The organism is Actinoplanes sp. NPDC048988 (genome assembly GCF_043197815.1).
Taxonomy (GTDB): Bacteria; Actinomycetota; Actinomycetes; order Mycobacteriales; family Micromonosporaceae; genus Actinoplanes.
Window position 1 is genome coordinate 33,934 of sequence record NZ_JBICTW010000011.1, and the last position, 11,941, is coordinate 45,874.

The 11,941-nt window shown below is 72.3% G+C and carries 15 protein-coding genes and 1 pseudogene; 10 read left to right on the forward strand and 6 right to left on the reverse strand.

From position 1 onward, the window contains the following. The first annotated feature begins 10 nt into the window (after positions 1-10). From ACGFJ7_RS29220 to ACGFJ7_RS29240, 5 genes are all read left to right on the forward strand, one after another. Positions 11-379 carry a hypothetical protein gene (locus tag ACGFJ7_RS29220; RefSeq protein ID WP_392644891.1) on the forward strand — a complete coding sequence of 123 codons (369 nt, stop codon included), beginning with the start codon at positions 11-13 and terminating at the stop codon, positions 377-379. Positions 380-449: 70 nt separating this feature from the next. Beyond that, the gene (locus ACGFJ7_RS29225; RefSeq protein WP_392644892.1) at positions 450-839 is read left to right on the forward strand and encodes a hypothetical protein; all 390 of its coding nucleotides are present in this window, start codon (positions 450-452) and stop codon (positions 837-839) included. Beyond that, positions 833-1,060: a helix-turn-helix transcriptional regulator gene (locus tag ACGFJ7_RS29230; protein WP_360260393.1), complete on the forward strand. Its 228-nt coding sequence runs from the start codon at positions 833-835 to the stop codon at positions 1,058-1,060. Before ACGFJ7_RS29225 ends, ACGFJ7_RS29230 begins: the two co-directional genes overlap by 7 nt. Then, complete coding sequence (locus ACGFJ7_RS29235; protein WP_392644894.1) at positions 1,057-1,986, forward strand: NAD(P)-dependent alcohol dehydrogenase; 930 nt, start codon at positions 1,057-1,059, stop codon at positions 1,984-1,986. Before ACGFJ7_RS29230 ends, ACGFJ7_RS29235 begins: the two co-directional genes overlap by 4 nt. Positions 1,987-1,993: 7 nt before the next feature. After that, positions 1,994-2,998, forward strand: coding sequence for a methyltransferase (locus ACGFJ7_RS29240; RefSeq protein WP_360260387.1), 1,005 nt, complete (start codon positions 1,994-1,996; stop codon positions 2,996-2,998). Here ACGFJ7_RS29240 and ACGFJ7_RS29245 read toward each other — a convergent pair. After that, positions 2,988-3,695 (reverse strand): alpha/beta hydrolase, encoded by a 708-nt coding sequence (locus ACGFJ7_RS29245; RefSeq protein WP_360260384.1) that lies wholly within the window; start codon positions 3,693-3,695, stop codon positions 2,988-2,990. The two genes, ACGFJ7_RS29240 and ACGFJ7_RS29245, sit on opposite strands and share 11 nt — an antisense overlap. A 55-nt stretch (positions 3,696-3,750) precedes the next feature. Between ACGFJ7_RS29245 and ACGFJ7_RS29250 the strand changes: the two are divergent. Next, positions 3,751-4,158 (forward strand): annotated as a pseudogene (locus ACGFJ7_RS29250) (SigE family RNA polymerase sigma factor); the annotation flags it as partial. 314 nt (positions 4,159-4,472) lie between these two features. Here the strand turns inward: ACGFJ7_RS29250 and ACGFJ7_RS29255 are convergent. The 3 genes from ACGFJ7_RS29255 to ACGFJ7_RS29265 are packed head-to-tail and all read right to left on the reverse strand — an operon-like array spanning position 4,473 to position 5,254. Beyond that, positions 4,473-4,913, reverse strand: coding sequence for a hypothetical protein (locus tag ACGFJ7_RS29255; RefSeq protein ID WP_392644896.1), 441 nt, complete (start codon positions 4,911-4,913; stop codon positions 4,473-4,475). 55 nt (positions 4,914-4,968) lie between these two features. Beyond that, the gene (locus ACGFJ7_RS29260) at positions 4,969-5,115 is read right to left on the reverse strand and encodes a hypothetical protein (RefSeq protein ID WP_392644897.1); all 147 of its coding nucleotides are present in this window, start codon (positions 5,113-5,115) and stop codon (positions 4,969-4,971) included. Positions 5,116-5,128: 13 nt separating this feature from the next. Beyond that, the gene (locus ACGFJ7_RS29265) at positions 5,129-5,254 is read right to left on the reverse strand and encodes a hypothetical protein (protein WP_392644899.1); all 126 of its coding nucleotides are present in this window, start codon (positions 5,252-5,254) and stop codon (positions 5,129-5,131) included. A 203-nt stretch (positions 5,255-5,457) separates the two neighbouring features. Here ACGFJ7_RS29265 and ACGFJ7_RS29270 point away from each other — a divergent pair, with 203 nt between their 5' ends. From ACGFJ7_RS29270 to ACGFJ7_RS29285, 4 genes are all read left to right on the forward strand, one after another. Then, entirely contained in the window at positions 5,458-6,630 is a 1,173-nt protein-coding gene (locus ACGFJ7_RS29270; protein ID WP_392644900.1) for an SGNH/GDSL hydrolase family protein, read from the forward strand. 50 nt (positions 6,631-6,680) lie between these two features. Further along, positions 6,681-7,877, forward strand: coding sequence for a M28 family metallopeptidase (locus ACGFJ7_RS29275; protein ID WP_392644901.1), 1,197 nt, complete (start codon positions 6,681-6,683; stop codon positions 7,875-7,877). A gap of 42 nt (positions 7,878-7,919) precedes the next feature. Continuing rightward, a complete protein-coding gene (locus tag ACGFJ7_RS29280) occupies positions 7,920-8,606 on the forward strand; it encodes a hypothetical protein (RefSeq protein ID WP_360260373.1) in 687 nt (228 codons plus the stop codon). A gap of 75 nt (positions 8,607-8,681) precedes the next feature. Next, entirely contained in the window at positions 8,682-11,198 is a 2,517-nt protein-coding gene (locus tag ACGFJ7_RS29285; RefSeq protein ID WP_392644903.1) for a M14 family zinc carboxypeptidase, read from the forward strand. Here ACGFJ7_RS29285 and ACGFJ7_RS29290 read toward each other — a convergent pair. Then, a complete protein-coding gene (locus ACGFJ7_RS29290) occupies positions 11,195-11,335 on the reverse strand; it encodes a hypothetical protein (RefSeq protein ID WP_360260367.1) in 141 nt (46 codons plus the stop codon). The genes ACGFJ7_RS29285 and ACGFJ7_RS29290 overlap by 4 nt on opposite strands. 44 nt (positions 11,336-11,379) lie before the next feature. Further along, the gene (locus tag ACGFJ7_RS29295; RefSeq protein ID WP_360260364.1) at positions 11,380-11,886 is read right to left on the reverse strand and encodes a class I SAM-dependent methyltransferase; all 507 of its coding nucleotides are present in this window, start codon (positions 11,884-11,886) and stop codon (positions 11,380-11,382) included. Between the last annotated feature and the right edge of the window lie 55 nt (positions 11,887-11,941).

An 11,941-nucleotide genomic window follows, 5' to 3' on the forward strand; every position in this document is an offset into this window, starting at 1 on the left:
GATCTGGCTGATGAGCCGCGATCGCCGCGCGGTCTGCGCGCTCGGGGCGGAGAAGGCGCCCGGCGTCCCCGCGATGCGGCAGGCACTCGGCAAGCTGCGGACCGCGGACGGCATGTACCTGTTCCTCACTGAGACTCGACGGCAGCAACTGCACCGGAACTCCGAAGGGGCGGCGTTCCTGTCGTTCCTCGACGTGGCGCTGAGCCGCCCACCAGACCCGGAGGCACTCGCCGATCAAAGGCCTGATTGGGCTCAGTGGTGGCTCGAGTGCGAGCCGGATCAGCGAGCGATCATGCGGCTCTCGTCCGAGGCGGCGGACGAGATGGGGCGGGGTCCTCGAGGAGGCTTACCGCGCCGGCGCGTTCCGCAGATGAGGTGACCTGAGAGCACACTGAGGGTCGTGTAAAAAATCTTTGACTCGATGTCGTGGATCTTTTACATTCGTAAGTATGCCTCTCGAGGAGAAAAGGGCCTGGAGCCTCGCCGTGACGAGCGTTCTGGGCTATGGGATCTATCTGGTGCTGCTGGCCGCCGGGGTCGGGTACGTGGCGTCCGCCCTCTGGACCGTCGGCGGTGGGATCGTGGTCAACATCGTCGTGGGGATGTTCTTCGGCAAGGATCGGCAGACCGACCAGCGAGACCGGGAGATCGCCCGGTTCGGCGACCACATCGGGCAGTCGCTGGTCGTGGCCGGCGCGGTGGCCGCCATGCTGCTGGCCTTCGCCGAGGCGCGGTACTTCTGGATCGCCAACGTCATCTACCTGTCGTTCGTTCTCAGCGCCGTGCTCGGCTCGGCCGCCCGGATCGTCGCCTACCGCCGCGGGTTCCACCCGTGGTGAAACCGACCCGCATCACCAATGCGATCCGGTCGCTGCGTTTCGCGCACGGTGAGATGACGCAGGCACAGCTGGCCGACCGGATCGGTGTCACCCGGCAGACCGTCATCGCCATCGAGCAGGGGCGGTATTCGCCGTCGCTGGAGGTGGCCTTTCAGATCGCCCGCGTGTTCGGCGTGGGCCTCGACGACGTGTTCCAGTACCCGGAAGGTGAACAGACATGAGAGCCATCGTTCAGGACGTGTACGGCGACGCCGGTGTGCTCCGCGTCGACGAGGTCGCCCGGCCGGCGCCCGGCGGACGGGAGGTGCTGGTCGAGGTGTGCGCGGCGGGGGTCGACCGCGGCGCCTGGCATGCCATGACCGGCCTGCCGCTGGTGGCCCGGCTCGGGTTCGGCCTCGGCCGGCCGCGTCATCGCACGATCGGCATGGATCTGGCCGGCCGGGTCGCGGCGGTCGGCGCCGAGGTCACCGAGTTCAAGCCCGGCGACGAGGTGTACGGGTCGGGCCGCTCCACCTGGGCCGAGTTCGCCACGGCCAAGCCCGCCAAGCTTTTCCGCAAGCCCGAGCACCTGAGCTTCGAGCAGGCCGCCTGCATGCCCACCTCGGGTGCCACCGCCCGCCTCGTCCTGGCCAAGGGCCGGGGTGACGTTCTGGTTCTGGGGGCCGGCGGCGGGGTCGGCGCGTTCACGGTCATGCTGGCCAAGGCGCGCGGCGACCGGGTCACCGCCGCCACCAGCGCCGGCAAGATCGAGGCGGTGAAGGGGTTCGGGGCCGACACGGTCGTCGACTACGCCACGACGCCGTTGGAAGGCCGCTACGACCTGATCGTCGAATGCGGCGGCAACCGTCCCCTGGCCGAGTTGCGCAAACTGCTCAAGCCGCGCGGCACCCTGGCCATCGCCGGCGGCGAGGACGGCGGCCGTTTCCTGGGCGGCCTGGAGCGCAGCCTTCAGCTTCTCGCCGTCTCCCCCTTCACCCGGCAGACGCTGCGCGCACCCCTCGCCCTGACCCGCCGGGCCGACCTCGAGGCCCTGGCCGCGCTCACCGATCCCCCGCTGGAACGTTCCTACCCGCTCGACGAGGCGCCCACGGCCATGCGCCGGCTCGCCGAGGGGCGGGTGACGGGCAAGCTCGTCCTGACGACATGATCGATGGATGTTGACGCCCACACCCCTGATGGAGCTCGTCACCGGGTTCTGGAGTTTCAAGACGTTCGCGGCCGCGGTGGAGCTGGACCTCTTCACACGGCTCGCGGGCGGGCGCACCCTGACCAAGGAGGAGATCGGCCTTCCGGAGCGCCCGGCCGACCTGCTGCTGGCCGCCTGCGCCTCGCTCGGCCTGCTGGAACGCGACGGCGACGGCTACCGAAACTCGCCGCTGGCCGAGGAGTTCCTGGTGCGGGGGAAGCCGTACTACTTCGGCGGCCAGGTCACCTACTGCGACCGGCGCACCTATCTGCCGTGGCACCGGGTCGGCGAGGCGCTGCGCACCGACCGGCCGCTCACCTGGGATCCGGCGACCCAGGAGTCCATGTTCGACACCGCCGATCCGGCGATGCTGTCGACGTTCTGGGACGCCATGTACTCGACGTCGCTGTTCACCGCGCGGGCGTTGAGCGCGGCGGTCGACCTGACCGGGCGGAGGCGGCTGCTTGATGTCGGGGGCGGCTCCGGGGCGTACCCCATAGAACTCTGCCGGATCCACCCGACCCTGCAAGCGACGGTTCTCGATCTGCCTCACGTGTGTGAGATCGCCGCGGCGAAGGCCGCCGCGGCCGGTCTCGGCGATCGGATCGCGACGGCGCCGGGCGACTTCCGCAAGGACGAGCAACTGCCGCGTGGGTACGACGTCGTGCTGCTCAGCATGATCCTGCACGACTGGGACGAGGCGACCAACCGGCAGCTGCTGGCCAAGGCTCACGCGGCGCTGGAGCCGGGCGGGCTCGTCATCGTCTCGGAGCTGCTGCTCGACGCCGACCGGACCGGGCCGGCGGCGGCCGCGCTGATGGGCATGAACATGTTGGTGGAGACCGTCGGCGGCCGCAACTACTCCGATGTGGAGTACGAGCAGTGGCTGGCCGGCGCCGGCTTCGCCGCGATCCGCACGGTCCGGTTCGACGCGCCCGGCGCCAACGGGGCGGTGCTCGGGGTCAAACCCTAGACAGCAGCGTGCGTACGACGGCCGGGTCCTCGACATGCGCGTTGTGGCCGAGGCCCGGCAGGTCGTGCGGCTCCACTCCGAGAGCCTCGATCTGCGCGGCCGACACCATGGGGTCGCGCTCGCCGCGGGCCAGGATCACCGGGACCGGCGCGGCCGCCAGCAACGACTCCACCGGCGGCGCGCCGACGGCGAAGGCGCGCGGGTCGAACGTCGTACGCCAGCCGCCCTCGACCTCGACGACGGCGGTCTCCGGCACCTCGCCGGCGAGGCCGGCGACCCGCAGGTGACGGCGTTCCGCTTCCTCGCGGGTGGGGAACACCTGCGCCGGCCGCCGCGCGAGGGCGGCCGCCTTGGCCAGTTCCTCGTCCGACCACGACACCTTGATGCCCAGGCCGATGACGGCGCGCACACCCGGTTCCGTGGCCAGTTGCAGGGCGATCACCCCGCCGAAAGAGTGCCCCACGATGACCGTCCCTCGGGGGTCGATCAGGCCGGCCACCGCCTCGGCGACCGCGGCGAAGGAGTACTCGGGAAGAGGCGCGGAGCCGCCGTGGCCGGGCAGGTCGGGCGCGATCCACGCCGGAGTGCCGGGCTCGTCCGGCAGCCCTGTCCACACGTCGGCGGTGGCGCCGAGGCCGTGCAGCAACAGGACAGTCGGTGACTCGGTGCCACCCGTGCGAATGCGGAGCGCTGTCATGCGTACAGCATCTCAACCTTTGGCGAGGGTCCCGCGTTGGGGAGCGGGAGGATGAATGGACGACGGTGACTTCACGACGTTCGCGGCGGTGAGCGGGCCTCGCCTGCTGCGGTTCGGCGTGCTGCTGTGCGGCAGCCCGGCGCAGGCCGAGGATCTGGCGCAGGAGGCGCTGACGCGCGTCTACCTGCGCTGGGACCGGCTGCGGCGGGAGAACCCGGAGGCGTACGCGCGGCGCACGATGGTCAACCTCCAGACGAGCTGGTGGCGCTCGCCGTGGTCGGCCCGGCGCGATCCGGTGGTGCCCGACCGGGCGGGCGCCGACCAGTACGGCGGCGCCGACGACCGGCAGGTGGTCCTGAGCGCGCTGGCCACGCTCCCGGCCCGCATGCGGGCGGTGGTGGTGCTGCGGTACTGGCTGGGCTTCTCCGAACAGGAGACCGCGGCCGAGCTGGGTGTCTCGGTCGGCGCGGTGAAGAGCCAGGGATCCCGCGGGCTCGCCCGCCTTCGTGACCAGCTGACCGACCGAACCGGGCGCCGTCCTCTCCGGCCTGGTCCCGTACGGCCTGTTCTTCCTCATCGCCGTCGCCTACACCGCCGGCGCCGCCCGCTCCGCCGGTCAGGGCGCCCTCGTGCAGCAAGTGAACGCGATCGAGTCGGTGAGCCATGTGGACGTCGTCTGCGCCGACAAGACCGGCACCCTCACCACCGGCAAACTGACCGTCGACGAGGTGCTGCCGCTCGGCGGTCACGACCTCGCGGAGGTGCGGGAGACGCTGGTCACCGAGCGGAGCGGCCGCGACCACCACCGCCGCGGCCGCGGTCGCCCGGCACCCGGACCAGGCCGCCGCGAACGACCGCGTCCGGCGCGACGGAGATCTCGCGCCCGTCGCGCACCACGACGACCATGGCCCGGTCGAGCAGTTGCAGGCGGTCCAGCTTGCGCTTGGCCCGGATCTCCTGAAGCGCGCTGATGACGGCGTTGACGAGGCCGAGCCCGACGCTGATCAGCGCGTCGCCGTAGCGCCGGAGCAACAGCAGCGCGACACCGGTCACGAACAGAATGACATTGAAGAACGTGAAGACGTTGGTACGCCGGATGGTCGCGTAACTGCGGCCGCCGCCCTTGCCGGTGGTGTCGGCCTCGCCCCGGCGGCGGCGCGCCTCGCCCTCCGCCTCGGTCAGCCCTCGCACCGGCACCGGCCGCACGTCGAGGTCCACGATCAGCCGCCCGATAAGCCCGAATGGTTACGGTTTGACCATACACAGGCGTCGCTCACCCCGCGCCGGGTCGGGCCAGACCCATGTCGTACGCGAAAACGACCGCCCGAGCGATGGCCAGGGTTCCGGCTGCCGGGAAGGTGCCGGCCTCGAAGAACAGGACGTCCGAGAAGCCCAACGAGACGATCGACGCGACCAGCACGGGGCGGCCCCGATCAGGCGGAGACGACCATGGGGGCCGGGCGCCGCCACCAGAGCGGAGCCGGCCGGAGCAGAGCCATCTCGCCGGCGGGCAGGCCGGAGAAGGCGACCGGGCCGTCCCGTGCGCGCTCATCGCCCACGAAGGTCCCATGAAGGGGACGAACCGGGTGTTTCTGGCGTCTAGGTGATTCCGGCGGTAGGCCGGGCCGGCCAGGCGAGTAGGACCAGGACCAGGAAGCCGGTCACCGCGCCGGGCCGGAGCGTGAAGGTCAGCCCGGGTTCGATCTTCGCGAGCGGGCGAAGTACCGCTGTACCACATGATCGACTCGGTACCGTGGGCTCGATGGTCGGGAAGATGCTGGTGGCGGCTCTGGCGGTCCTCGCCGTGGCGGGGTGTACGCCGGCCGCACCGGTAACGGAGGCGGCGGACTGGGTCGGCAGCTGGGCCGTGGCCGCGCAGAGCGGCGGCCGCTCGTTCGGCCGGCAGACCGTACGTCAGGTGCTGCGCACCAGCATCGGCGGCTCGACTGTGCGCCTACGGCTGTCCAACGAGTTCGGCGACGCCCCGCTCACCCTCGCGAACGTGCGCCTGGCGCTCAGCGAGGGCGACGCCGCCATCGACGCGAGCACGTCCACGGCCGTGACCTTCGGCGGCGCCGCGACGGCGACGATGGCGGCGGGCGCGAGCCTCGAAAGCGACCCGGTCGCGTTCGCCCTGCCGGCGAGCGCGGACGTCGCGGTCAGCGCCTACCTGCCCGGCGGGAGCAAGGCGACCACGTGGCACTCGTTCGCGAACCGGCACAACTACGTCGGCGCGGACGACCAGACCGCCGACGCCACCCTCACCGGCGCCGAGACCGTCGACAGCTACTTCTTCCTGTCCGGGCTCGATGTGCGCGATCCGTCGGCCGAGGGCGCCGTGGTGGCGCTGGGCGCCTCCATCACCGACGGCTTCGACTCCGCGTTCGGCGCCGGCCGGCGCTGGCCCGACCTGCTCGCGCGGCGTTTGGGCACCGCCGGCCGCACGGTCGGCGTCCTCAACGCCGGCATCAGTGGCAACAAACTCCTCCGGGACGGCGCCGGCGAGAGCGTACCGAAACGTCTTGAGCGTGACGTGCTTTCCCAGCCGGGCGTCAGATGGGTCGTCCTCTCCGACGCCGCCATCAACGACCTCGGCGACGACAGCCCCTCCGGCGAGCAGCTGATCACCGCCCTGCGCGCCGTCATCGACCGGAGCCACGACGCCGGCGTGCGGGTCCTCTGCTCCACCCTCACCCCGTTCAAGGGCGCCGATTATTGGAGTACGCGGGGTGAGGCCGGCCGGGAAGCGGTGAACGCCTTCCTCCGCGGCGCCTCCAGCGGCTGCGACGGTGTGATCGACCTCGACGCCGCCACCCACGACCCGGACGACCCGGCCCGCTACCTCGCCCGGTACGACAGCGGCGACCACCTGCACCCGGACGACGCCGGCATGCGGGCCATCGCCGAGGCGGTGGACCTGTCGCTCTTGCGCTGAGTCGGCCAGGTGACTGAACCGGCGGCACCAGCAGGAGGATCGTCGCCGGCATGACCGCGAAAATTCACTGGGCCGTACTGCCCGCCGACGAGGCCGGAGCCGGCGGCCGCACCTCCGGGCGCCGCGTGCGCCTCGGCGACCAGGCGCTGGTCTGGTCGGCGGAGGCCGAACCGGTCGCACCGGGCGCGCGCACCGGCTCCGTGACGTCCGCGCTGTCCCTGGTCACGCAGGTGGGGCGGGCCTTCCAGGACGCGCACCCGGACGTGCCGGTCATCCTCGACCACGGCCGGCATCTCGTCGTCGAGGGCGGCGAGGCGCTGCGCGGCAAGGACGACACGTGCTGGCGGGTGGAGCCCCTGCCGCCCGGTCCGGTCGTCGTCGACCGGCCGGAGCGGCGGGTCGGGCCGGTGAGCGCGGCGGTCACGAAGGTGCTCGAAGGGGTCACGCGCCCGCCGTACGAAAGCGACCTGACCTGGATCTCCCAGCTGGAGACGCGGCACTCGCTCAGCGAAGGGTTCCGCCAGGCGGCCGACCGCGCCGAGATGGCGCTGACGACCCTGGGGTACGCGACGTCGCGCCAGCCGGTCAGCGTGGGCGGCGGGCAGAGCGCCAACGTCATCGCCGCCCGGCCGGGCCGGGCGGCCGCCGACCGCGGCGCCGTGCTCGTCACCGCCCACCTCGACTCGGTCAACCAGGCCGGCGGCACGAAGGCGCCCGGCGCCGACGACAACGGCAGCGGCGCGGCCGGCCTTCTGCTGCTGGCCCGCGTCCTCGCCGGCCACGAGTGGGAGAACGACCTGCGGCTCATCCTGTTCGGCGGCGAGGAACAGGGTCTGTTCGGCAGCAAGCAGTACGTGGCGGGGCTGCCGGCCGCCGAGCGCGGCCGGATCCGGGCCGTCCTCAACATGGACATGATCGGCGTCCGCAACGGCCCCGAACCCGGGGTGCTGCTGGAGGGCGCCCCGGTCTCGCGGCAGCTGATCGACGACCTGGCCACGGCGGCCGGCGCCGTCACCGGGCTGCGGGTGGAGACGTCGCTCAGCCCGTTCGCCAGCGACCACGTGCCGTTCATCGTGGCCGGCGTCCCGGCGGTGCTGACCATCGAGGGCAACGACGCCGCCAACGGCACCATCCACAGCGAGAACGACCTGCTCACGCACATCGACTACGGGCTCGCGGTGGAGATCCTGCGGATGAACGCGGCCGCGCTGGCCGGGTGGCTACGCCCGGTGGAGGAGGCAGGCTAACATTGCCGCGGTTTCGTCCTTTGCAAGCGAAAACGAGGCGACATGCGGTGGTTCCGGCGCGGGTCCGGCAGTCAGAAGGACCCCGGCCAGCAGCAGGCCATTGTCGACGACATCCGCACCCGCTACGGGCCGCACGTGCCCGGCACCTTCCTGCAGCAGGCCGACGCGGCCGCCGCCCAGCTCGGCGGTGACGACGGGGTGCTGGCCGCGGCCCGCGTCGTGCGGGAGTTCGCCGACGCCGCGTACGCCGACGTGGCCGCCCAGGTCGCCGGGTACGGCTACGCGGTCGACCGCCGCAACTACCGTCCGCTGTGGAGGGAGACCGGCAGCCGCCTGCGCTGGAACCTGTGGGCCCTGCCCGGCGGCCTCCACCCGTACATCCAGGTCAGCGGCGCCGTCGCGGCGATCGGCGCCGAGGCCAAGCGCCTGGTGAAACTCACCGACCCGGCCCCGCCGCTGGCCCACCTGTTCGAGATCCTCGACCTGACGATCGCCGGCTGGGAGTTCGCCCGCGTCCGCCCCGACACCGACGCCGCGACCCTCGCCCACCGCCTCATCGGCACCACCCGCGACCTGCGCGCGGCCATGAGCGACGAGCCACCCCTCCCCCAGCCCGTCCGCGAGCTGATGCGCCGCAACAACACCGTCAACGTCTACGACCCGAACTCCCCCGCCGTCGTCGGCGGCTTCAACCCGGGCAAGGAGATGCGCGAGGCCCTGCTGGCCTAGGGCGGGGCCCATCCCGCCGGGCGAATGGCACAAGCGGTATTACCAATCACGTACGTCGATGGGTAATAGTGCATTGTGGACCTGTCACGGCTCGCCGCGGGCTTCGGCGCGGTTCTGCTCATCACCGCCTCGGCGGTGCCCGCGCACGCCTCGGCGCCCGCGCGCGCCGACGACCGGGGCTCGACGCGGGAGTTCGGGAACGGGCCCGAGCGCAACGAGGTAGCGGCCGCCGACAGCGCGGCGGCGCGGATCCTGTCGGCGGCCGTGCCCGGCGCGGCCTGGAAGCCGGGGCGCCAGGGCTATCCGCGGCGGCACGAGCTGCGGGTCTACCCCGCGAACCCGGAGGACCGCTCGATCAAGCTCGGCCTCATCCCGTACCACGACATCGCCCCTCGGCTGAACGCCCTCCAGCAGGCCTCCGACCGGGTGTCGGCCGAGGTCGTCGGGCACTCCGCGCTCGACCGGGACCTCTATCTGGTCACGGTCACCGCACCCGAGACCGCGGCCGAGGCGGCCCGGCAGCAGCGGTGGCGCGAGCTGATCGAGAACGATCCGGTCGCCGCCAAGCGCGACCGGTCGCTGGCCCGGGGGTACAAGACGCCGGTCTGGATCAACGCGAACATTCACGGCGATGAGTGGGAGGGCACCGACGGCGCGCTGCGCGTCATCGAGCGGCTGGCCACCGCGACCGACGCCGCCACCAAGGCTTTCCTGGCCCGCAGCCGGGTCTACGTCACGGTGACCAACAACCCGGACGGGCGGATCGCCGGCACCCGCGTCAACGGGGCCGGCTTCGACATCAACCGCGACCACGCCACGAGCTCGCAGCCGGAGTCGCGCGCTGTCCGCGACGTCGTCATCGGGACCCAGCCGTTCGTCATGCTCGACGAGCACGGCTACACCGGCACCACGCTGATCGAGCCGGCCACGCCGCCGCACGGGCAGAACTACGAGTACGACCTGTACATCAGGCACGCCCTGCCGAACGCCCTGGGTATGGAGGCCGCGATCCAGCGCCTCGGACACCCCGAGACCACCCGCGCCGACATCCCGTTCCGGGACTACGCTCCCGGTGACTGGGACGACTGGCCACCCATCTTCACCCCGATGTACGCGATGTACCAGGGCGCGGTCGGCCACACCGTCGAGATTCCGTTGCAGGTCAACCGGGACCTCTACACCACTCTGCCGGTCGAGGAGCTGCGCCGCCGCGCGGGCGTCAACACCGACGTCGCCGCCGCGACGATCGAGGCGGCCCTGACGTACGCCGACACGAACCGGGCCTCGTTGCTGGCCGGCCAGATCGAGCAGTTCCGCCGCGGCTGGGCCGGTGAGCCGCAGCGTTCCGTTCCCGACGGTTATGTGCCCGGCTTCGGCCCCGAGGACCGCTACTCGACGACCTTCCCCCGGGCCTACGTCGTTCCGGCCGGCGCCCGGCAGCGTTCCGCACCCGCCGCCGCGCGCCTGGTCAACCATCTGATCGCCCACGACGTCCGGGTCACCGAGGCCCGTACGAGCTTCACCCTGAACGGCCGCCGCTACCCGGCCGGCTCGTACGTCGTGGACATGCACCAGCCCAAGCGCGGCCTGGCCAACGTGCTGCTCGAGGCCGGACGCGACATCTCTTCGCTGGTGCCCCAGATGTACGACATCTCCGGCTGGAGCCATCGCCTGCTCTGGGGCGCCTCGGTCGACATCAGCCGCACCGCGGCGCCGCGCGTGGCCACGTCGCCCGTCTCCGTCGCCACCGGGACGAGCTCCGTTCCCCAGAGCCGGGAGCTGGCTCTCACGCTGCGGGACCCGGCCGACGTCCGGGCCGTCAACGCCCTCCTCGACGAGGGCATCAAATTGCGGCTGTACGGCGCGGCCACCGTCGTCCTCCCGGCCAGTGCGGCGTGGATCGCCGACCGGTTCGGGGTACGTCTCGAGGCCGCCCCGCGCGGCCACGCCGGCACCCCGATCTCGCGTCCGGTGCTGGCCGCCGCCGTGGCCGCCGACGAGCTGTTCGCGCTGCGCGAGATGGGTTTCGACGTCCGAACGGTCTCCACCGCCACCCTCAACGCCGGCGCGAGCCTGGCCGGGGTGACCGGCCTGGTCGTGTCCTCCGGCCTGAACTACACGCAGCTCACCGAGGCCGCCCAGGCACAGGTCGACGACCTGCTCAGCCGCGGCGGTGTGGTCACCCGGGGCGTCACCGGCGCCACGTTCAACGCGGCCGCCGGCCTGCTTCCGGCGACCGCGGTCGCGGGCCGCGGCGACGCCAACGGGGTCGTCGCCGTCCGCAACCCCGGCCAGGTCACCGGCACGGACTCACCGCCTAACTCGTTCGTCTACTCGCCGCTGTGGTTCACCGGCACCGGGTTCACCGTCGAACAGCGCTACGCCGAGACCCCACTCGTCGCCGGACACTGGCTGCCCACCGCTCCCGGCGTGGGTGGCCCGTCCCAGGCGGCGGGCCAGGCCTCGGTCGTCTCCGGCACCACGGCCCGAGGCAGCCGAGCCGTCCTGTTCGGCACCGAACCGTTGTTCCGAGCCCACCCGAAGGGCCTGTACGCGCAGTTCGCCCGCGCCCTCTACTGGACCAACTCTTAGGCGCGGAGCCCTTCGTAGAGCCAGACCAGGCCCGCGCCGGGCGCGCCGAACGCCGGTGGGACCGCTCGTCCGGTGGCGCGGCCCAGGGTCGCCAGGTCGGTCACCTCACCGGGCGTCCAGCCGTGCCGGGTCAGCACCGCGGGTGGCTGCTGGCCGACCAGCCCGTACGCCCAACTGGAGGTCAGCTGCCGCCAGGTGACCCGGCCGCGACCAGCGCCGCGCCGGCACCTTCGGCGGCCAGGTCGGCCGCCACCTCGACCCGCCGGCCGGTGCTCCGGGCCCCCAGCTGGGTCAGCACCCGGTCCTTGAACGCGAACACGGCGGGCCGGTCGACTTCGAAGACCGTGACCTCGGCGCTCAAACCGAGCCGATACGCCCGGGTGTCGAGCCCGGCACCGAGCAGCACCACCTGCCGGCAGGTGTCCTGAGCCCGCCGGACGGCCCGGTCGAAGAACGGGGTGCGCTGCGGGATGTAGAACTCGAACACCGCCCACAGCGAGGACGAGCCCCGGTCGCCGGCCGGCCCCAGGTCGGGCAACGCTCCCGCCGGATCGAGGACCTGACCGGTGTAGGCCGCGATGAACTCCGCCGCGTACGGATCCTCCACCAGGCGGCGGCCGTCCCGGCGGCTCTCCTGAGGCCGGCTGTAGGCGGTCAACAGCGCCGTCCACCCGACATCACTCGACATGCGCAGCAGTCAACCACCGCGTCGCGCCCGCTTCCCGCCATCCGCCTCGGCTGTT

What these genes read in the sequence shown, in the direction of transcription:
- ACGFJ7_RS29220 (WP_392644891.1), top strand. Translation starts at nt 11, where the DNA reads ATGAGCCGCGATCGCCGCGCGGTCTGCGCGCTCGGGGCGGAGAAGGCG.
- ACGFJ7_RS29225 (WP_392644892.1), top strand. Translation starts at nt 450, where the DNA reads ATGCCTCTCGAGGAGAAAAGGGCCTGGAGCCTCGCCGTGACGAGCGTT.
- ACGFJ7_RS29235 (WP_392644894.1), top strand. Translation starts at nt 1,057, where the DNA reads ATGAGAGCCATCGTTCAGGACGTGTACGGCGACGCCGGTGTGCTCCGC.
- ACGFJ7_RS29240 (WP_360260387.1), top strand. Translation starts at nt 1,994, where the DNA reads ATGTTGACGCCCACACCCCTGATGGAGCTCGTCACCGGGTTCTGGAGT.
- ACGFJ7_RS29245 (WP_360260384.1), bottom strand. Translation starts at nt 3,695, where the DNA reads ATGACAGCGCTCCGCATTCGCACGGGTGGCACCGAGTCACCGACTGTC.
- ACGFJ7_RS29270 (WP_392644900.1), top strand. Translation starts at nt 5,458, where the DNA reads ATGGTCGGGAAGATGCTGGTGGCGGCTCTGGCGGTCCTCGCCGTGGCG.
- ACGFJ7_RS29275 (WP_392644901.1), top strand. Translation starts at nt 6,681, where the DNA reads ATGACCGCGAAAATTCACTGGGCCGTACTGCCCGCCGACGAGGCCGGA.
- ACGFJ7_RS29280 (WP_360260373.1), top strand. Translation starts at nt 7,920, where the DNA reads ATGCGGTGGTTCCGGCGCGGGTCCGGCAGTCAGAAGGACCCCGGCCAG.
- ACGFJ7_RS29295 (WP_360260364.1), bottom strand. Translation starts at nt 11,886, where the DNA reads ATGTCGAGTGATGTCGGGTGGACGGCGCTGTTGACCGCCTACAGCCGG.